Source organism: Neobacillus sp. 114, assembly GCF_030127045.1.
Classification (GTDB): Bacteria; Bacillota; Bacilli; order Bacillales; family Cytobacillaceae; genus Neobacillus; species Neobacillus rhizophilus.
Genome location: NZ_CP126144.1, coordinates 1,535,055 through 1,554,384, shown reverse-complemented (window position 1 = coordinate 1,554,384; position 19,330 = coordinate 1,535,055). Strand labels below are relative to the sequence as shown.

The 19,330-nt window shown below is 43.9% G+C and carries 19 protein-coding genes and 1 riboswitch; of the genes, 6 read left to right on the top strand and 13 right to left on the bottom strand.

Annotation, left to right across the window (positions count from 1 at the left end; all coding sequences use genetic code 11):
• Nucleotides 1-19: 19 nt before the first annotated feature.
• Nucleotides 20-1,000: a metal-dependent hydrolase gene (locus QNN06_RS07665; RefSeq protein ID WP_213118030.1), complete on the top strand. Its 981-nt coding sequence runs from the start codon at nt 20-22 to the stop codon at nt 998-1,000.
• 39 nt (nt 1,001-1,039) lie between these two features.
• Here the strand turns inward: QNN06_RS07665 and QNN06_RS07660 are convergent, their stop codons facing one another.
• A complete protein-coding gene (locus QNN06_RS07660) occupies nt 1,040-1,309 on the bottom strand; it encodes a YfhJ family protein (protein ID WP_213118031.1) in 270 nt (89 codons plus the stop codon).
• Nucleotides 1,310-1,438: 129 nt separating this feature from the next.
• On the opposite strand from QNN06_RS07660, the gene QNN06_RS07655 reads away from it, so the two are divergent.
• Nucleotides 1,439-1,615: a small, acid-soluble spore protein K gene (locus QNN06_RS07655; RefSeq protein WP_213118032.1), complete on the top strand. Its 177-nt coding sequence runs from the start codon at nt 1,439-1,441 to the stop codon at nt 1,613-1,615.
• Nucleotides 1,616-1,663: 48 nt separating this feature from the next.
• On the opposite strand, the gene QNN06_RS07650 is transcribed toward QNN06_RS07655, so the two are convergent.
• Nucleotides 1,664-1,987: a YfhH family protein gene (locus tag QNN06_RS07650; protein ID WP_213118033.1), complete on the bottom strand. Its 324-nt coding sequence runs from the start codon at nt 1,985-1,987 to the stop codon at nt 1,664-1,666.
• Nucleotides 1,988-2,073: 86 nt separating this feature from the next.
• Between QNN06_RS07650 and QNN06_RS07645 the strand changes: the two genes are divergently transcribed.
• Complete coding sequence (locus QNN06_RS07645) at nt 2,074-2,751, top strand: SDR family NAD(P)-dependent oxidoreductase (RefSeq protein ID WP_284037348.1); 678 nt, start codon at nt 2,074-2,076, stop codon at nt 2,749-2,751.
• Between the two features lie 1,056 nt (nt 2,752-3,807).
• On the opposite strand, the gene recX is transcribed toward QNN06_RS07645, so the two are convergent.
• Nucleotides 3,808-4,629, bottom strand: coding sequence for a recombination regulator RecX (gene recX, locus QNN06_RS07640; RefSeq protein ID WP_284037347.1), 822 nt, complete (start codon nt 4,627-4,629; stop codon nt 3,808-3,810).
• Nucleotides 4,630-4,705: 76 nt separating this feature from the next.
• Between recX and QNN06_RS07635 the strand changes: the two genes are divergently transcribed.
• From QNN06_RS07635 to QNN06_RS07625, 3 genes are all read left to right on the top strand, one after another.
• Nucleotides 4,706-5,602 (top strand): TIGR01777 family oxidoreductase, encoded by an 897-nt coding sequence (locus tag QNN06_RS07635; protein WP_217035741.1) that lies wholly within the window; start codon nt 4,706-4,708, stop codon nt 5,600-5,602.
• A gap of 93 nt (nt 5,603-5,695) precedes the next feature.
• Nucleotides 5,696-5,824, top strand: a complete 129-nt coding sequence (locus QNN06_RS07630) for a YfhE family protein (RefSeq protein ID WP_213118037.1) — start codon at nt 5,696-5,698, stop codon at nt 5,822-5,824.
• 116 nt (nt 5,825-5,940) lie between these two features.
• Nucleotides 5,941-6,123 carry a YfhD family protein gene (locus QNN06_RS07625; protein WP_213118038.1) on the top strand — a complete coding sequence of 61 codons (183 nt, stop codon included), beginning with the start codon at nt 5,941-5,943 and terminating at the stop codon, nt 6,121-6,123.
• Nucleotides 6,124-6,313: 190 nt separating this feature from the next.
• On the opposite strand, the gene QNN06_RS07620 is transcribed toward QNN06_RS07625, so the two are convergent.
• The 10 genes from QNN06_RS07620 to QNN06_RS07575 form a co-directional block, all read right to left on the bottom strand.
• Nucleotides 6,314-6,808, bottom strand: a complete 495-nt coding sequence (locus QNN06_RS07620) for a DoxX family protein (RefSeq protein WP_213118039.1) — start codon at nt 6,806-6,808, stop codon at nt 6,314-6,316.
• 494 nt (nt 6,809-7,302) lie between these two features.
• Nucleotides 7,303-8,538 (bottom strand): homoserine dehydrogenase, encoded by a 1,236-nt coding sequence (locus tag QNN06_RS07615; protein ID WP_213118040.1) that lies wholly within the window; start codon nt 8,536-8,538, stop codon nt 7,303-7,305.
• A gap of 66 nt (nt 8,539-8,604) precedes the next feature.
• Nucleotides 8,605-8,716, bottom strand: a riboswitch (SAM riboswitch).
• Nucleotides 8,717-8,793: 77 nt separating this feature from the next.
• Nucleotides 8,794-9,465: a GNAT family N-acetyltransferase gene (locus tag QNN06_RS07610; protein WP_213118041.1), complete on the bottom strand. Its 672-nt coding sequence runs from the start codon at nt 9,463-9,465 to the stop codon at nt 8,794-8,796.
• A 22-nt stretch (nt 9,466-9,487) separates the two neighbouring features.
• Nucleotides 9,488-10,150 (bottom strand): GNAT family N-acetyltransferase, encoded by a 663-nt coding sequence (locus tag QNN06_RS07605; protein WP_217035740.1) that lies wholly within the window; start codon nt 10,148-10,150, stop codon nt 9,488-9,490.
• 18 nt (nt 10,151-10,168) lie between these two features.
• Complete coding sequence (locus QNN06_RS07600; protein WP_284037346.1) at nt 10,169-11,026, bottom strand: carbon-nitrogen hydrolase family protein; 858 nt, start codon at nt 11,024-11,026, stop codon at nt 10,169-10,171.
• A gap of 190 nt (nt 11,027-11,216) precedes the next feature.
• On the bottom strand, nt 11,217-12,593 hold the full coding sequence (gene argH / locus QNN06_RS07595; protein ID WP_213118044.1) for an argininosuccinate lyase: 1,377 nt from the start codon (nt 12,591-12,593) through the stop codon (nt 11,217-11,219).
• Nucleotides 12,594-12,671: 78 nt separating this feature from the next.
• Nucleotides 12,672-13,889 carry an argininosuccinate synthase gene (locus tag QNN06_RS07590; RefSeq protein WP_213118045.1) on the bottom strand — a complete coding sequence of 406 codons (1,218 nt, stop codon included), beginning with the start codon at nt 13,887-13,889 and terminating at the stop codon, nt 12,672-12,674.
• A gap of 193 nt (nt 13,890-14,082) precedes the next feature.
• Complete coding sequence (argF, locus tag QNN06_RS07585) at nt 14,083-15,048, bottom strand: ornithine carbamoyltransferase (protein WP_284037345.1); 966 nt, start codon at nt 15,046-15,048, stop codon at nt 14,083-14,085.
• A complete protein-coding gene (gene carB, locus QNN06_RS07580) occupies nt 15,032-18,265 on the bottom strand; it encodes a carbamoyl-phosphate synthase (glutamine-hydrolyzing) large subunit (RefSeq protein WP_284037344.1) in 3,234 nt (1,077 codons plus the stop codon). The genes argF and carB overlap by 17 nt, the downstream gene beginning before the upstream one ends.
• Nucleotides 18,252-19,328: a carbamoyl phosphate synthase small subunit gene (locus QNN06_RS07575; RefSeq protein WP_213118048.1), complete on the bottom strand. Its 1,077-nt coding sequence runs from the start codon at nt 19,326-19,328 to the stop codon at nt 18,252-18,254. Before QNN06_RS07575 ends, carB begins: the two co-directional genes overlap by 14 nt.
• Nucleotides 19,329-19,330: the final 2 nt, after the last annotated feature.

Below are 19,330 nucleotides of genomic sequence, written 5' to 3'. Positions count from 1 at the left end.
GAAGGGGGATTTTTTACCTTTGGATACTGGAACTCATATTGTAATGGGCATTGCGCTCGGGGGGCTGGCCACGCTTGACCCGGCCGTTTCCGCCAGCCATGCCACTGCTGCCAGTGTTTTAATTGGAACGATTGCCGGTTCACAAATTCCGGACATTGATACAGTCTTAAAGCTACGAAATAACGCCATTTATATACGAAATCACCGGGGAATTACCCACTCTGTTCCTGCCGTCCTGTTATGGCCGCTTCTACTTACTGGGCTGATTTATTTCTTTTTCCCCGATGCAAACCTGCTTCACCTCTGGGCGTGGACGTTTGCTGCAGTTTTTATTCATGTCTTTGTTGATATTTTTAACGCCTATGGAACGCAGGCACTAAGGCCTTTTTCGGCTAAATGGGTTGCACTTGGTGTCATTAATACGTTTGATCCGTTTATTTTTACCATGCATGTTATTGGGATCATCGCTTGGGTTCTCGGTGCACCTCCTGGATTTACCTTTTTAGCGATGTATATCATCATAATCGGCTATTATTTACGAAGGTACCAAGCTAAAAAACGTGTTCTTGTGGAAGTCAGGGCTTTGATCCCTGATGCGACTGAGATTATCATCGCCCCTACAATGAGGTTCCATCAATGGCGGATTGCGGCCATGAACGAAAATATTTTTTTTGTGGCTAGTTCGATTAACGGTAAGGTCGAAATTCTTGACCGTTTCAGACGGATTCCTGTACCAAAAACACCTGTCATTGAAGCAGCCAAAAAGGATCATAACATATCAGCGTTCCTATCCTTCTCTCCGGTTTATCGCTGGGAGGTGGACGAATATGACAACTATTACGAGGTGCGCTTCATTGACCTGCGCTACCGGAGTAACGGCCACTATCCGTTCGTCGCTGTTGTCCAGCTTGACTGCGATTTAAAGCCAATCAGCTCTTACACCGGCTGGGTTTTCAGCGAGAAAAAACTACGAAAAAAATTGGGGATTATTCCAGGATAACATAGAAAAAGCGGGGGATATTTTAATCACCCGCTTTTTTTAATGCAATATATTTTTTGCATGAGCTAAATATATTTCATATTTAGGATTGGTTGCCGTGAAATCATGCAGTTTGTCTCCATAATTTTCAATCCACTGTTTGACAACTCTTTCCGTCATTTCGCTGCCCATATACTCTTGGCCTGCCCTGGCGAATGTCGTTTCAAAATCATCCCATAAAAGCTCCACCCATGTCCGGGCTTCGTTATAAGAAAGATGGTCGTTTTTGTTTAATAAAATTTTGGTCAGTTTTTCATGGTAGTCGTTCATCTATCCACCCCATTGGCAATTTCTTATCACATAAGCAAAAAAATTAAGTAAATAATAATAGTACGTGGTCAGCATTAGGCTGTCCTATGCTTTTTACGTTTTCTCATTCCCTTTAATTGGAGGTACAGCATGAGAAATAAACAGCGCAGCTTTCCAAATCAAAATAACAATAAGTTCGAAGGAGAGCCACGGGCGAAAGCCGAATATGCCTCTAAAAGAGCTAACGGCACCATTAACACGCATCCACAGGAGCGCATGAGAGCATCTGGTGAGCGTGATGATGAATCGCCTCAAGTTTGGCAATAAGTATTAAAAACAAGCCAGAGACCTTGGGTTCTCTGGTTTGTTTTTATATTAATTCAGCCATTTTAATAAAGAAATCGGCAGTGCCTCTTGGGTTCCGTCCCCCTTCGTACGATAGCCCCAGGCAAAAACGCCATTCATATAATCGATTTTGAAATACTCTCCAGGTGCACCCTCAATTTCGTAAATTTCACCTGGCTTAAAGGTACTAGGGTCCATTATGTACGCCTTTGCCATAAGCACCTTTCTTTCCAACACGGCAAATTCACTGACCATTCCCATTTGTTCCGCTTTGCGGGCTTTCTCTTGAAGCTTGGATATTTCCTGTCTTAATTCCTGCTCGGTCATGTCACTATACCGTTTCTCCTGCTGCATCGATAATTCCTCCCCGTTCCTCTTTATTTTAGTATAGTGATTTTTGTAAAATTAATAAAGGCAAAACTACGGAAGGATATGACGATATGAAAACAATTATTATTACCGGGGGAGGATCCGGATTAGGAAAAGAATTAGCGCTGCTTTTTTCCCAGAAAGGGTATCATGTGGTGCTGGCCGGCCGGACTGTTGAAAAATTGTCTTCTGTGAGGAATGAGCTTGCGGATGGCGGCGGGAATGCTGATGTTATGGTAGTGGATATTAGGAATCGTGAGGATGTTTTTTCAAAGGTAAAAGAATTGTGTGGCAAGTATGATGTGTACGGCTTGGTGAATAATGCCGGGGTCGGCCATTTTGGGCCTTTCGGTGATATGGATGATGCTCAGATTGTGGAGATGTTAGATACCAATGTGTTGGGAACCATTCTTATGACAAAAGCCGTTCTGCCTATTTTGCTTGGACGCAGCGAAGGCCGGATAATGAATATAATCTCCACTGCCGGCCTGCGCGGGAAGGTAAACGAAGCCGTTTATTGTGCCAGCAAATTTGCGGTGCGGGGGTTTACCGAAAGCCTACAGAAGGAATTTGAAGGGCGAAGCATAAAAATAAACGCTGTCTATATGGGCGGCATGGACACACCGTTTTGGACTGACAGCGACCATGTGAAAGACCCATCGCGTTTGCGATCGGCCCGAGAAGTGGCGGAATTTATTATGGAGCAGATGGAGCAGGATACGATTGTTATTGAGAGCAATAAAGGATGACGGGTATTATTTAGTGCTCTGGACTCCATGAAGGACATTTTGAAGGCTTCCGGGTGCGATTTGTCCTTCATTGGTTGGATGAAGGACATATTAAGGGGTATATGGGGCAGTATGATGTCTTCATTTGCTTGATGAGGACCATTTTGAGGCGGCTCCCAGGGTACTTTGTCCTTCATAAGCTTAATGAAGGACATTTTGGGGCGGCATCTGATGTGTTTTGTCCTTCATGGGCTTGATGAAGGACATTTTGGGGCGGCTCCTGATGTGTTTTGTCCTTCATGGGCTTGATGAAGGACATTTTGCGACAGCTCCTGATGTGTTTTGTCCTTCATGGGCTTGATGAAGGACATTTTGGGGCGGCTCCTAATGTGTTTTGTCCTTCATGGGCTTGATGAAGGACATTTTGGGGCGGACCCTGATGTGTTTTGTCCTTCATGGGCTTGATGAAGGACATTTTAAGGCGATCCCTGATGTGTTTTGTCCTTCATGGGCTTGATGAAGGACATTTTGAGGCGGCTCCTGATGTGTTTTGTCCTTCATGGGCTTGATGAAGGACATTTTGGGGCGGCCCCTGGTGTGTTTTGTCCTTCATGGGCTTGATGAAGGACATTTTGAGGTGGCTCCTAATGTGTTTTGTCCTTCATGGGCTTGATGAAGGACATTTTGGGGCGGACCCTGGTGTATTTTGTCCTTCATGGGCTTGATGAAGGACATTTTGGGGCGGACCCTGGTGTGTTTTGTCCTTCATGGGCTTGATGAAGGACATTTTGCGGCAACTCCAGATGTGTTTTGTCCTTCATGGGCTTGATGAAGGACATTTTGACCCGGACCCCCTTGTATTTTGTCCCTCATTAGCTTAATGAAGGACATTTTGAGGCGGCCACTAGGGTATTTTGTCCTTTAGAGATCTCCTATTGGACATTTCCTCTCCAAGCCCTACCCGTTTTGTCCTTTACCTGCTTTCTATTGGACATTTCCACTCAAACCCGCACCCGTTTTGTCTTTTAAAAGCCTCTTAATAGTCATTTTGCTTCCAAAGGGAGAACATATTGTCTTTTACAGCTCAGACAAGTATTTCTCAATCAACTCCATGGAAAAACCTTTCCGATAAAGTACCTGTTTCATTTTTTGCTCGAATTCAAAACCACTATATTGCGAGTATTTCCAAAGGGCCTTTTCACCTTGATAGCGGATCGCTTCAAGCTCGCCACCACCACCATCATCGTCAGCATTATCTGCCTTCCTCGTACCCGCATCCTCAAGCGCAATCTGAATAACTTCATAGGAATACCCTTTACGAAGCAGCATCTGTTCCAGCTTTTGTTTCTTGGTCCGCAGCGAATCCTTAGATCCCTTTTTGAAAAACTTCTCGATAAGCTTAGAGGCCTTTTCGATTTGCTGTTCCTGCGTAAATTCCTTTAGCGCCTCAACCAAAATTACCTCGCTAATCCCCTTTTGCTTTAGTTCCTGCTTGACCACATCAGGGCCTTTATCCGTGGTATTTGCCTGCGTCCGCACAAAGGCGAAGGCAAATTCCCTGTCATTTATGTATTTCTGAGCTGTCAGCTTATGAATAACCTCATTAATAACTGGCTCTTCCATTTCTTTTTCATCAAGATAGTCTCTGATTTCTTTTTCTGACCTTATTCGCCGCGCCAGGTAATGAACTGCTAAATTATAGGCTTTGCGGATGTCGTCTTGATATTGAATTTCCAAAAGGGAAAATTCGTCCACTTCCATCCCTTTCTTTAAGCCAAATTTGATCAGCACATCACTGTCAACACTAAAGGCAAATTCTTCACCTTTGCCGTAATCCATAAAAATATTAAAACGGTCTGTATTTTTTTGCTGTGTGGTGATTTTTGTAATTATAGCCATCACGGTCACCCCCACTCTAATTTACCATATTGGTTAAAAAATATAATAAAATAAAGGTAATAAGGAGGGCGAAAAAATGAAAATTGCGATTGCGGGCGGAACAGGCTTTGTTGGTAAAGCACTTGTAAAAGAATTAACCAAAAACGGCCACCAGGTAATTGTTTTAACGCGAAAAGCAAATCAGGATGGACCTGTTCAATACGTTCAATGGCTGCACCCAAATTCTAACCCAGCCACGTTAATGGCAGGAACGGATGTCATCATCAACCTAGCCGGTGAATCCATAAACAGCGGGCGCTGGACAGAGCATAGAAAGAAAACCATCTTGAACAGCCGGCTCGAAGCCGTCCATGAGCTTCTAACAATCATGAACGAATTAAACCCAAAACCAAAAGCATTTATTAATGCCAGTGCGGTCGGGTATTACGGGACCTCATTGGATAAGACTTTTTCAGAAGATAACAAAGGCAGCGGTGATGACTTCCTGTCACGTACAGTCATGGAATGGGAAAAAGAAGCCGCAAAAGCAACCGAAATTGGGATACGATCCGTTTTTTGCAGATTTGGCATCATCCTTGATCAAGAAGAAGGTGCCCTGCCAAAAATCGCACTCCCTTATAAATCATTTATTGGCGGGCCAATCGGCACAGGAAAGCAGTGGATGTCATGGATTCATATTGAAGACGTTGTTAAAGCCATACTCTTTATCATCGAAAATGAAACCGTTCAAGGTCCGGTCAACTTTACGGCCCCAAATCCTGTCACCATGAATGAATTCGGCTTAGTACTAAGCGAAGTTCTCAAGCGGCCGAACTGGCTTCCAGTGCCTAGCTTTGCCTTAAAAACTCTATTAGGGGAAATGAGCACACTGGTGATCGATGGCCAAAAAGTGCTGCCAGCCAAACTCTTAGAATCCGGCTACACCTTCCAATATCCAGATTTAAAACCTGCGCTGAAAAATATATTTACTTAAAACCGTATCTTTCAGAGTTGATAAGGCAAAAATGGTGAAGTGTACATTATGTACCATTTTTACCTAATTCAAATAGTTGAAAGGATGAGCATGATGTCAGAAAATAAGAAGCGCAATAAGGATCGGGAAAGAACAAATTTAACAAGTATGCAGGAAGTCGCGTACGGTCATGAGTTTAAAATGGCGGACCGGGCCGGCGGCTACACGAAACGTAAAAGGTAACTTACTAAAAACTTTATATAAATTTTCCATTAATGGACCCCTTGCCATTTGCAAATGCTAGTAAAGGGAGCAAGCCTTTAGCTCCACTAGCGATAAAATGAAAGGGGTTTTTTTTAATGGGCCGTTCACACGGGCATAAAAGTCGTGACAAAAACAAAGCCTCACTTCCTCAAGTACCGAAAAATATGAAATCAGATGGACAGGACGTAGAATTCTCCAAGGAAATGGCGGATGGAGCTGACTTAGAAGCAATGGCGCGTGCAAATGCGGCAAACCAGCGTGTCAGAAATCGCAAATAGATAAATGAAAACCCGACGATTGGCGAGTCCGATAGGACGAAGACAGAGGCGTAGTTGAATTTATGCGTTAGGAAAGAATAAATTTGTGAAAATTTATTCTTTCCTATTTGCTAAAAAAAGAAGAAGCAGGATTCCTGCTTCTTTAAATGTATTTAAAAGGGGGAATTAACGATTATTAATTGGTGCTGCCTTATTGCATTTTTACCTCATTTACATGAGCCTTTTTGAAATAGCCTTTGATAAAAGGAACTGCATATCGGTCAAGCCCGAAATAGTAAGCTCCTGCACCTGCGAATAAAAGAATCATCGCGGCTGTATAAAGAATTGGGTTCGTGCTTGTCGTACCTGCCAGCATAAAGTTCAGGTTCATAAATGCACCGGCAACCAAGGCTGGGATAGTGGCAAGGCCAACGATTAAGCCAATACCGACTAACATTTCTCCCCAAGGTATTAATGTATTAAAAATTCCCACGTTAGGAACAGCGAATTGCTGTAAGAAATCTGCGTACCACGCTTGAACTGCAGGGTGATCGCCGGTTGCTGCCGCCATTGCTCCTTTTAGGAATCCGGTTGCATCAAAACCGCCTGTTAACTTATGATATCCTGCCTCAATCCATTGTAATCCAAGCCAAACACGTAATACTGTCCAAACAACAGCTGCGTATGGAGTTTTGTACCATCTCATCATAATCATCTCCAAGTTTTTTGTGAAATCATTCACAATTTTATTTGGTTATACCCCTTTTTAAAGGGATTGATCAGCTAGCTGTTTCTTATAAAGAAGTGTTTGTGAATTGTTTCACTATCTTCTTTACACTTTTAATATACTCCCCTCCTATTGAAAAAACAACGGCTTTCACAGTTTCTTAACATATTAAAGTTAGAAATTTGAAAAGAATGTGAACTCGATACGGCATGTTAGTGTTATCCTTCCCCTTCACCTTTTGTGGACAATGTGAATAATGTGGACAACACCAGCTTCCCCCTTATAAAACCTGATTTTTAAAATCAGCCTTTCTGTTAATAATAATCGGTAGGTAACCGCTTCCGAAATTTGGATAATGTGCATAAACCTGCGGAATGCCTATAAATACAGGACTTTAGATGTGGAAAAAACGCTGGATAAATTAATGTCCATTCATAGCAAAGGAGCATCAGATAAAAGATGCCCCTTAAACCCTATAATGCCTTTGCTTCCTCGTTCCCCCGAACAAGGAATTCTTCCTTACCCAGGATCGAAAAATATTGAACCGATGGTTGTCTTTGAGCAAGCTGCTCTATGTCCTTTTTAGTACCCTTTAGAACAAAGATTCCTTCAGAGATTTCATCCACCAGTGTAATAGCGGGACTGCCATATTTTTGGACCAGTCCTTGAACCAGCCAGTATTCCCTCTGGTGTTCATTTTTTAACTCAATGTCCTCCCCTGAGGTTTTCAAATAATTAGATTTAGTCATGTGGCTTTGACATACATGGACTAAATCCTCAATGATGGCACTAGCAGTTGGGTACATGCCTGCACCCGGTCCTTGAAGGGTGATTTCGCCAACGATATCAGATTTTACATTCACCGCGTTCTCCACCCCTTCAACATGGTAAAAAGGGTGTTCAGAACCGACCAGAACCGGCTTCACCGATGCCTGAATGCGGGTGCCAGACTTCCAGATGCTCGCGATATGTTTAAACCTTAGCCCTAAGTTTTGCGCTGCTTCGATCAATTCACTTGTAATAGACGTAATCCCTACCCGCTCGACATTACGCCAGTCAGGCTCTTCTCCAAATGCCAGCCTGCTGAGGATCATTGTTTTATAAAAAGCATCAAAGCCTTCCACATCATTGGTCGGATCCGCCTCGGCATAGCCATTTTCCTGTGCACGCAGCAAGCTTTCGGCAAATGACTGCCGCTTCTCCCTCATCTCGGTCAAGATGAAATTTGACGTTCCATTAAGGATTCCCAGGATCCGCTGGACACGATTAATTTTTAAAAGCTGTCCGAGAGTTTGAATGACCGGAATCCCTCCCGCCACTGTTGCCTCAAAACCAACCGACACCTGATGCTGTTCCGCTAACTCTATAAGCTCATTCCCGTGGTGGGCAAACATCTCTTTGTTCGCTGTAATGATGTGGCAGCCCCGTTGGATTGCTTTTTTCAAGTAGGTAAAAGTCGGGTCTTTATCCACGATGCACTCAATCACGACATCAAGCTTCGGCAATTGCAGAATTTCTTCGAAGTCCGTTGTCAGCAGAACATTTCCGTTAATCTCCCGCGGCTTTCGCTTGTTTCTGACAAGGACGGCGGCAACCTCTACTTCCTTCCCTAATTCTGCCGCTAGCTCATCGCTATGTGATTGAATGGTCCGATAAACCCCTTCACCAACCGTACCGAACCCGAGAATTGCCACTTTAATTACAGACATGTCTGCCACCCCTTTATTTTTTTGAAAAATAAAAACCCTCTTCATAAGAAGAGGGCTTTATTCCTCCTCTTATCTATCAGGCTACAAATAACCTGCAGGAATTAGCACCTTTTCAAGGAATACCTTGAAGGTTGCCGGGCTTCATCGGGCCTAGTCCCTCCGCCGCTCTGGATAAGAGATATTTATTTGATTTTTCATTAAATTTCCAAAGATATATAAAAAGTATATTATCTGAATTTTCAAGAGTTGTCAATATTAAAGTGGTAAAAGGGCGACCGTTTCTTTTGCTGCTAATTTCTCAACCATATCCAGCCATTTCTGTGGTTTGTTTGAGAGCACCGAGTAATAGGTGGTAAGAAAGTCTCTAACAAGTGATGCCGGAATTTCGGCGATTTCTTCCTTTATCGGCATGAAGCATAGATCGAGGCCAGACACCGCTTCCCCGTTGTTTTCCCAGGACGGGTGAACGTAAGCAAGGTCAAGGCGCTTATAGCCTAAATGTGACAGAACCTCACGGCGCACGTACGGGTCCATGACCTTCACGCCGCCAAATTCGTGGTGCTCTACACGGTATGGGTCATAGATTTCGGCAAACATTCCGAAAAGCTCTTTTCCGTTTTGGGCAGCAAGCTGTTTTAAGTCTTTCAGACGATTTTCTGCTAAAAATCGGCCAAGCGAGAGGCCTGGTTTGCTGATGATGGTGAAGTCGGTCATCGCAATGTTCCAGTCCGGATAATAGCGGTATTCAGTGGCACCGACGACCTCTTCCTCATAGACGGCAACGAATACGCGGATACTTGGGTCTTCTAACGGTTCTTTCCACAATTCATATTCGAGGACCTCTTCCGGAGGAAAAATCTGTCCCATTAAATCGTGAAGCTTTTTAAAATTTGGGTCTTCGATATTGGTAATGCGTTTAAATTCCATTTTTTCTAATTCCCCTTCTAAATTATTTAAATGGGTTCTTCCATTCCATTAATGCCGCATTGTTGAGGGATTCTTCATCCTCTAAATAGTTTCTGGCGACACCGATTGGGACACGTCCGCAGCGGAGGAGAAAGCTGATGACGGGATCCTTCAGCTCGCCTTTAATGACAGCTTCTAGATACTCTTCCGGCGTCATTTTTTCAGCCACTTTATGATAGCACGGCATCCGACCGCCACCCAGCAGTCGGTCATAGCCTTTTTCAATGACCACATGGTACATGGCATACATCATTAATTTTCCGAGCCCAAGCTTGCGGTACTTCGGACGGACGCTGATATCAACAATGTAGAGGGTGTTGCCGTTCGTATTATGGTTGCGGATGTAGCCGTGGTCGGTAACTTCTTCCCAAGTATGGCTGTAATTGTCCGGATCCAACTCGACACAAACTCCGGTGAGCGAGCCCGCCAATTTCCCATTGATTTCAACGCATAATGCCCCTTCCTGAAACAGGGTCACATGATTAGTTAATTGTTCTTTATTCCACCAAAGCTCTGATGGAAAAGGAGGCGGGAAGCATTCGGACTGGATTTCGATGAGCTGATCAAAGTCCTCCATTGTGTAATTACGGATGCAAACCGGCAGAGGCCGGTCCTGATCATAAACGTAAAATTCACTACGATACATGGCAAGACCTCCCTCGTTTTAATTCCAATCTGTATATAAATCGGTGCGGCGGTCGCGCCAGGTGGTCACAGAACCGCGCTCGCGAACTTCGTATAGCAGTTCCAGGTCAAGGTCGGCTGTTACGACCATGTCGTTGTTGATTTCCCCTTCTACTAAAAGTCCTTTTGGCGGGAACGGGATATCGTTTGGAGTGATGATGACGGCCTGGCCAAAGTTTGCCCGCATGAAATCAACGGTAGGCAGCGCGCCAACCGTTCCGGTTAACACCACATATACCTGATTTTCAATCGCTCGGGCATGGCTCGTGTAACGAACGCGGTGGAAGCCGTGGCGGTCGTCCGTACAGGATGGACAGAAAATCACGTCTGCTCCCTTCGCCTTCGCCATCCGGACGATTTCTGGAAATTCAATATCATAGCAGGTTAACAGAGCAATTTTTCCTTTTTCTGTTTCAAAAATTTGAAACGAGTCCCCTGCTGCCATATTCCATTCGTTAACCTCGGTTGGCGTGATATGCAGTTTAGCCTGCTCGCCTACACGGCCATCTGGGTAAAATAAATGGGCAGTATTGTAGAGCTTGCCATCCTTTTCAAGAACATGGGTCCCCGCGTTGATATGCATGTTGGTTTCTTTTGCAAATTTAATAAATAGTTCACGGTATTGGTTGGTGAAGCTAGGCAGGTCATTGATGGTCAGGCTTTGTCCTTGACCATTTCCAATGGAAAGTAATTGCGTAGTAAAGAATTCAGGAAAAAGGACAAATTCAGCCCCGAATTCTTCGGCGGTTTTTATATAATGCTCACATTGAGCGGCAAATTCCTCAAATGAGTTGATTGTGTGAAGATGGTACTGAACAACAGATACTCTAAGTTTCATTTTTCGCCTCCAGATTGGTTATTGGAAGTTAGATTCCATATAGAATTATCTTATAATCTAGCATTTTATACAAATGAAATGCCTTCCATATTTACGGGCATATAAAAAGCCAGCACGGGCGCTGGCTTTAATTGTAGAGATCCTACTAATTTCTTTTCCAAAAGGTAATTTAGTTACCTATTTAAAAAGCTTACTGCTCTAGTTTTCCCTCAGCAAGTTTAATTTGCTCTCTTACCTGCTCCGGCGAGGTACCGCCAAAGCTGTTTCGGACCGCTACTACATGCTCCGGCGCCAACACAACGTAAATATCCTCTTCAAACAGAGTACTAAACTGCTGGTATTCGTCCATCGTCAAATCCAACAGGAATTTGCCGGATTGGATCGAGTAAAGAACAATTTTCCCAATCACTTCATGTGCCTCACGGAATGGCAATCCTTTGCGGACAAGGTAATCGGCAATGTCAGTAGCATTAGAAAAGTCATTATTGATAGCTTTTCGCATGACATCCTTGCGAACGGTCATTGTTTCAATCATTGGTGCCAAAAGCTTCAATGAGCCTTCTAGGGTAACCACAGTATCAAACATGCCTTCCTTGTCTTCCTGAAGATCTTTGTTATAAGCTAGCGGCAGTCCTTTCAACACAGTCAGCAAGCCAATCAGATTGCCATACGTGCGTCCTGTTTTTCCGCGCAGAAGCTCTGGTACGTCAGGATTCTTTTTCTGTGGCATGATGCTGGATCCTGTACAGAACGAATCATCGAGCTCGACAAACTGAAATTCCTGGCTTGACCAAATAACCAATTCCTCTGAAAGACGAGAAATATGTGTCATTATGATTGAGCCAATCGACAGGAATTCTAGGATAAAGTCGCGGTCGCTGACGGCATCCATACTATTTGGATAGATGGTCTCAAAGCCTAGTTGCTCGGCAACAATCTCACGGTTAATCGGGAATGTTGTTCCTGCCAACGCTCCCGAACCAAGTGGCAGCCAGTTCACGCGTTTCAACGAATCCATCAGTCTCTCCTTATCCCGCTCGAACATCCAGAAATAAGCCATTAAATGATGGGCGAATGAGACAGGCTGCGCGCGCTGCAAATGGGTGTAGCCCGGAATCAGCGTTTCCACATGCTCCTTCGCTTGTCCGATAATCGCCTGCTGAACCTCTTCAACCAACGTGATCAACTCAGTTGTCTTTGTTCTTAAATAAAGATGCATATCCGTCGCCACTTGGTCGTTCCGGCTGCGGCCTGTGTGGAGTTTCCCGCCAACAGGTCCAATCTCTTCAATTAGCTGTCTTTCAATATTCATATGAATGTCTTCATCTTCAACTAAAAATTCGACCTCGCCGCGGTCTACTTTTTCCTTAATCAGCAGAAGGCCGTTTTTAATTTTTTCCGCATCCTCCACTGGGATAATGCCACATTCACCAAGCATTTGCACATGAGCAAGGCTTCCTGCAATATCTTCCTTAGCCAGCTTTTGGTCAAAGGAAATCGATGCTGTAAACTCTTCCACTAATTTGTTGGTTTCCTTTGTAAAACGTCCGCCCCATAGCTTAGACATCACTTGCTCCTCCTAAATGTAAGAAGATTGCCCCCGAAACAGCTTCGAGGGCACTCCAAATTTATTTTTCAAATAAGATTATTGTTTCACAACAGATTCTTCTTTTTTATTAACCTCAGAATATACCTTTGTTGGCAGACCCCAAAGCTTAATGAAACCGACCGCTGCATTATGATCAAAGGCATCGCCTTTTGTATAAGTAGCAAGCTCTTCATTGTAAAGGCTATGAACGGACTTACGGCCGACAACCGTATGGTTACCTTTATGAAGCTTCACGCGGATTGTTCCGGAAACAACCTTTTGAGTTTCGTCGATAAACGCATCAAGCGCAGCTTTCAATGGTGAATACCAAAGACCTTCGTAAATGATTTTTGCCATTTGCTGGTCTACCTGTGTTTTGAATTGAGTTACTTCACGTGGTAATGTCAAGAACTCCAATTCTTTGTGAGCATTGATTAAAATCAGTGCAGCTGGGTTTTCGTATACTTCACGGGATTTAATCCCTACTAATCTATTTTCGATGTGGTCGATACGGCCGACACCATGTTTGCCGCCAAGGGCATTTAACGTTTCAATCATTTGAACAAGCGGTAAAGTTTCACCATTAAGGGCTACAGGAACACCTTGTTCAAATTCGATTTCAATATATTCAGCCTGATCTGGAGCTAATTCAATTGGGTTGGTCCAATCGTATGCTGCTTCAGGTGCTTCTGCCCATGGATCCTCGAGAACTCCTGCTTCGCAGGCACGGCCCCAGATGTTGGCGTCAATCGAGAATGGATTGTCTAAATCCACTGGAATCGGAATCCCATTCTCCTGTGCATAGGCGATTTCTTCGTCACGGGTCATACCCCATTCACGAACTGGTGCGACAACCTTTAGACTTGGATTTAATGCCTGTACGGAAACCTCAAAGCGGACTTGATCGTTTCCTTTACCAGTACAACCATGGGCAACCGCTGCTGCTCCTTCCTGCTCTGCCACATCAACCAATAATTTAGAAATTAACGGTCTTGATAGAGCAGAGGATAAAGGATATTTGCCTTCGTATAAGCAGTTAGACTTTAATGCAGGAATAATATAATCCTTTGCTAGCATTTCTTTGGCATCTACCATGATGGCTTTGATAGCCCCAACGTTCAATGCCTTATTTTTAATAGCTTCTAAGTCTTTTCCTTCGCCGACATCAAGTCCTAGCGCGATAACATCATAGCCATATTTTTCTTGGATCCATTTAACCGAAACGGATGTATCTAAACCGCCTGAATAGGCCAATACGATTTTTTCCTTAGCCATTTTAAACGCTCCTTACATTACTGTGTATTTAAATTCATTCAATGGTATTATTATACATCAAATCTCAAAAAAAGAAAGTCTATTTCTTAAAGAAAATTCGCCGATTGGCAAGCCCCTTAGGGCGAAGACAGAGGCGTAGTTGCCCTTATGCGTTTGGGAATAATAAATTTTGGAAAAAATTTATTATTCCCTATTAGCCTAGTAAAAGTTTTAAAATTGCTTTTTGTGCATGAAGACGGTTCTCTGCTTCATCAAAAACAACGGAATGAGAGCCATCGATAATTTCTGCCGTTACCTCTTCACCGCGGTGGGCAGGCAGACAATGTAAGAAAAGATAGTCATCTTTTGCCAGTTTGCATAGTTCTGCATTCACTTGATAGCTTTGGAATGCCTCAAGGCGTTTTGCCGTTTCTTCTTCCTGACCCATGCTGGTCCAAACATCTGTTACGATTACATCTGCATCCTTAACTGCTTCCTGTGGGTTGTTTGTAATCGTAACGGTACTTCCTGTTTGTTGACCAAACTTGATGGCTCTTTCGGTAATTTCCCCATTTGGCAAATATCCTGACGGGCTCGCGATGCTGATATCCATGCCTACTTTTGCAGCACCTTCCATTAATGAATGAGCCATATTGTTATTTCCGTCGCCTACATAGGCAAGCTTTAAACCCGCTAATTTCCCTTTATTCTCTAAAATGGTTAATAAATCGGCCAGGACCTGGGTTGGGTGCTGCAGATCAGTTAAACCGTTAATAACCGGAACGGTAGCATGCTCTGCAAATTCTTCAACCGTCTCGTGTGCAAATGTACGAATCATAATGCCGTCAACATAGCGTGATAAGACCTTGGCTGTGTCAGAAATGCTCTCCCCGCGGCCAATCTGAATGTCTCTTGAACTTAAGAAAATCGCATGGCCGCCTAGCTGCAGCATTCCTACTTCAAAGGATACTCTTGTACGTGTGGATGATTTTTCAAAAATCATTCCCAGGACCTTCCCGCCCAAATGCGGATGCGGCTTTCCTTGCTTTTGCTGGGCCTTTAATTCCTGGGCCACTTCTAGCATATAAAGAATTTCTTCTGTTGTATAATCAGCCAGCTGAAGGAAATCCTTCCCCTTCAGCTGTAATTTATTTGAATTTAATTTAACGGCTTCTAACATGAACCGCACCTTCCTTTTCCAATTGATAAAACTCGCTTACAGTATGAACTGTAAAATCTGCTGCTACTGTTTTTTGCAAGTCGAGGATTGCTTTCACCGTATCAAGGTGGGTGTACACCGGCACCTTATAGCGGATCGCCTGCTCGCGGATATAAAAGCCAAATTTCTGTTTGTTCCGTCCTTGATTTGGCATATTGATTACAGCTTTCATGGGTTGCTTTTTGAACAGGTCATTCACATCCTGGTCGTTTTTCACAACAGTCTCTACAATGATGCCATTCGCTGCTAAAAAGGCTGCAGTGCCTTCTGTTGCGGCAAGCTTCCATTTTCCTGCAAGCTCTTTTAAAATTGGCAGGCTTCCCGCTTTCTCACGGTCAGAAATGGAGCATAACAGGTAATCTTCTTCGGCAGTTCCTCCTATGGAAGGAAGCGCCTTATTGAGGGCCTCCTGGAAAGTTCCGCCCATACCAAGTACCTCACCAGTTGACTTCATTTCCGGACCAAGCACATGGTCAACACCCTTTAACTTGCTTGATGAAAAAATTGGTGCTTTTACGGAATAGTATGCCGGTTCAGGAAGCAAACCTGTTGTTTGACTTACATCCTTAAGAGTCTCGCCTAATTGAACTCGTACTGCCCATTCAATCATTGGAACGCCAGTTACCTTGCTGATTATCGGCACCGTTCTTGACGAACGAGGATTCACTTCTAAACAATAGACGATATTTTCATAGACAACGAATTGGATATTCATCATGCCGATGATTGAGGTAACCTTGGCAATTCTGGCACCGTACTCGATTAACGTCTCTTTCGTTTCTGCTGTTAACGAAATCGGCGGGAATACGGAGATACTATCACCGGAGTGAACCCCTGCTTTTTCAATATGTTCAAAGATTCCAGGAACGACAATATCGTTACCGTCACTGATAACATCAATTTCACACTCTAATCCTGGCATATATTTATCTACTAATAATGGCCACATTTTTTCGTTAGAATTTTTTTCAAGCTGCTGAATGTAACTGATTAATTCTTCTTCTGAAAAAATGGTAAACATGGACTGTCCACCGATTACGTAAGATGGTCTTACGAGTACCGGGTAACCAAGGATTGTTGCCGCATCGAGCAATTCCTGAGCACTTTCAGCTGTTTTCCCTTCGATATGCGGAATATCTAGTTCCTCTAAGAGCTGATAAAATTCTTTTCGGTCTTCGAGTTGGTCGACATGTTTTACAGAAGTTCCTAAAATTTTGACGCCCTCTGCTTCTAACTCATGGGCAAGATTAATAGCCGTCTGCCCGCCGAACTGAATTAGGACGCCTTCAATCTGTTCTTTTTCAATCACATGCAGAACATCCTCGGCAGCAAGAGGTTCAAAGTAAAGGCTGTCGGCAACTGAGTAATCCGTGCTGACTGTTTCCGGGTTATTATTGATGACAACCGCCTGATAGCCTTTTTTCTTAATGGCCTTTGCGGCGTGTACAGAGCAATAATCGAATTCGATTCCCTGGCCGATTCGGATTGGCCCTGAACCGATGACAAGGATTTTCGGCAAGTCTTTAGCTTCAACCTCGTCAAAGCCCTGCCAAGTAGAGTAATAATATGGCGTTACCGCATCAAATTCTGCGGAGCAGGTATCAACCATCTTATAGCCTGGTTTCAGGTTTAGTGCTTTACGTTTGCTTCTAATTTCTTTTTCAGGAACACCATAAATTTGCGACAATAACTTATCACCAACATTGGTGCGCTTGGCTTTCTTCAGGAGTGTGTCAGGCACTTCGCTCCATTGGTAACTAGCCAATTCCTTTTCCATGGCCACCATAGAGCTAATTTTGTGTAAAAACCACGGGTCAATCTGAGTCAACTGTTGCACTTGTTCAAGCGTCAGCCCTCTTCTGAACGCTTCAGCAATAATGAATAACCGCTGATCATTGGCCGTTTCCAAAAGCTGTACCAGGGCAATATCTTCTAAAGATTGATTTGCTTCTTTGCAAAGACCGTATACATTCATTTCCATCGAACGGATTGCCTTGTTTAAAGCTCCCTCGAAGGTCCGGTCAATCGCCATGACTTCTCCCGTTGCTTTCATCTGCGTTCCTAGCGTCCGGTCAGCTTCAGGGAACTTGTCAAACGGGAAGCGCGGCAGTTTTACCACAATATAATCAATCGCCGGTTCAAAAGATGCGAAGGTATTGCCTGTTATCGGATTCACAATCTCATCCAAGTGATAACCGATTGCGCACTTTGCCGCCATCCTTGCAATCGGATAACCCGTAGCTTTGGAGGCAAGTGCCGAAGAACGGCTGACCCTTGGGTTTACTTCGATGATGTAATATTCGTTGGATTCCGGATGGAGTGCGAACTGAATGTTGCAGCCCCCGATAATCTCTAATTCTCTGATAACTTTTATCGAAACGTCACGGAGCATTTGATACTGAACATCTGTTAATGTTTGCGATGGAGCAACGACAATCGAGTCGCCGGTATGAACACCGACCGGGTCCATGTTTTCCATGTTACAAACGATGATGCACGTATCATTGGCATCCCGCATGACCTCATATTCAATTTCCTTCCAGCCCTTGATGCTCTTTTCCACTAATACTTGATGAATCGGGCTGGCTGCCAAACCTTTTTTCAAAACGATCTCAAGGTCCTCTTCGTTATAGGCAAAACCTCCGCCATCTCCGCCTAGCGTATAGGCAGGGCGAATAATAACTGGATAGCCGATTTCGTTAACGAATGCAAGGCCTTCGTCGTATGTGTGAATGATCGCCGATTCCGGAATCGGTTCGCCGATTTGCAGCATCAAATTCCGGAACTTCTCGCGATCCTCGCCGTTTTTAATGGAGGCAACCGAGGTTCCCAGCAGCTCCACATTATATTTTTCAGGAATTTTTTGCTCAAATAATTCAACAGTTAAGTTCAAGCCTGTTTGCCCGCCAAGGGTACCGATGACCCCGTCCGGTTTTTCTTTTTGAATGATTTTTTCAATCGTTTCCACATTTAGCGGTTCAATATATACCTTATCGGCAACTGCCTCATCTGTCATGATGGTCGCCGGGTTGTTATTGATGAGGACAACCTCAAGTCCCTCTTCCTTCAGGGCGATACACGCCTGCGTTCCTGCATAATCAAATTCTGCAGCCTGCCCGATGACAATCGGGCCTGATCCGATGACTAGTACTTTTTTCAGGTTCTTATTTAATGGCATAACGTGTCTCTCCCACTGAAGCAATCTTGCTTACGAATTCTGTTAAAATATAAGTGGTGTCGCTTGGTCCCGGGTGCGCTTCCGGATGAAATTGCACGGTTTGAATTTGATAGTTTTTATGTGTTAATCCTTCAATGGACTTGTCATTCACATTTCGGTAGGTGACGTTGAATACCTTTTCGTCGATGCTGTTATCAACGACTACGTAGCCATGGTTCTGGGCGGTGATTTTTACTTTGCCGGTCATTAATTCTTTAACCGGATGGTTGCCGCCGCGATGACCGTAGGCAAGCTTTTCTGTTTTAGCACCGTAAGCAAGGGCAATAAGCTGGTGTCCCAAGCAAATACCAAGTGTCGGATAGTTCTGGCTGATTTTCTTGATTTCCGGGAACCATTTTTGCAGTGACATCGGGTCCCCAGGTCCGTTGCTGATGAGCACACCATCCGGTTCTAAAGATTTTATTTTTTCAAACGGCGTGTTGTAAGGAACAACCGTTACCGCGCAATTTTCTGCTAACAGAGCGGTAAGGATCGATTTTTTATAACCGAAATCCATTAAGACCACATGCGGGCCGTTATTTTTGAAAAATTGCACCTTTTTCGTGGATACTTGGTCTACCCATAATGGCGTTTTTTCTTCTAACGGGAAGCTTTCTTCAATCTTTTTGCTGATATAACCCTTAACGGTTCCGCGGCTGCGGATTGTTTTAACTAGTAGTCTTGTATCGACGTTTACGATTCCGGGAACACCGGCCTGTTTTAGTTTTTCAGAAAACTTTTGAAAGGATTGATAATGGCTCGGTGTTTCACATAAGTCGCCGATGACAACCCCAGCAAGTGCCGGTGAAATGCTTTCATCATCCAAGGCGTTGATTCCATAGTTTCCGATAATCGGATAGCAAAATGTAATGATTTGTCCAGCGTAGGACGGGTCAGTGATAATTTCCTGATAGCCGGTCATGCTTGTATTAAAAACTACTTCCCCGAGAGATTCGTTATTTGCGCCGATTAGCACACCTTCAAATACTTCTCCCGTTTCCAAAGTAAGATATCCATGTTCCAACC

Coding starts and splice junctions, on each gene's coding strand:
- QNN06_RS07630 (WP_213118037.1), top strand. CDS start 5,696: ATGTCAGAAAATAAGAAGCGCAATAAGGATCGGGAAAGAACAAATTTA.
- QNN06_RS07600 (WP_284037346.1), bottom strand. CDS start 11,026: ATGAAACTTAGAGTATCTGTTGTTCAGTACCATCTTCACACAATCAAC.
- QNN06_RS07650 (WP_213118033.1), bottom strand. CDS start 1,987: ATGCAGCAGGAGAAACGGTATAGTGACATGACCGAGCAGGAATTAAGA.
- QNN06_RS07655 (WP_213118032.1), top strand. CDS start 1,439: ATGAGAAATAAACAGCGCAGCTTTCCAAATCAAAATAACAATAAGTTC.
- carB (WP_284037344.1), bottom strand. CDS start 18,265: ATGCCATTAAATAAGAACCTGAAAAAAGTACTAGTCATCGGATCAGGC.
- QNN06_RS07590 (WP_213118045.1), bottom strand. CDS start 13,889: ATGGCTAAGGAAAAAATCGTATTGGCCTATTCAGGCGGTTTAGATACA.
- recX (WP_284037347.1), bottom strand. CDS start 4,629: ATGGCTATAATTACAAAAATCACCACACAGCAAAAAAATACAGACCGT.
- argH (WP_213118044.1), bottom strand. CDS start 12,593: ATGTCTAAGCTATGGGGCGGACGTTTTACAAAGGAAACCAACAAATTA.
- QNN06_RS07610 (WP_213118041.1), bottom strand. CDS start 9,465: ATGGAATTTAAACGCATTACCAATATCGAAGACCCAAATTTTAAAAAG.
- argF (WP_284037345.1), bottom strand. CDS start 15,048: ATGTTAGAAGCCGTTAAATTAAATTCAAATAAATTACAGCTGAAGGGG.
- QNN06_RS07625 (WP_213118038.1), top strand. CDS start 5,941: ATGGGCCGTTCACACGGGCATAAAAGTCGTGACAAAAACAAAGCCTCA.
- QNN06_RS07620 (WP_213118039.1), bottom strand. CDS start 6,808: ATGAGATGGTACAAAACTCCATACGCAGCTGTTGTTTGGACAGTATTA.
- QNN06_RS07605 (WP_217035740.1), bottom strand. CDS start 10,150: ATGTATCGTAGTGAATTTTACGTTTATGATCAGGACCGGCCTCTGCCG.
- QNN06_RS07635 (WP_217035741.1), top strand. CDS start 4,706: ATGAAAATTGCGATTGCGGGCGGAACAGGCTTTGTTGGTAAAGCACTT.
- QNN06_RS07660 (WP_213118031.1), bottom strand. CDS start 1,309: ATGAACGACTACCATGAAAAACTGACCAAAATTTTATTAAACAAAAAC.
- QNN06_RS07615 (WP_213118040.1), bottom strand. CDS start 8,538: ATGTCTGTAATTAAAGTGGCAATTCTCGGGTTCGGTACGGTTGGTGAA.
- QNN06_RS07645 (WP_284037348.1), top strand. CDS start 2,074: ATGAAAACAATTATTATTACCGGGGGAGGATCCGGATTAGGAAAAGAA.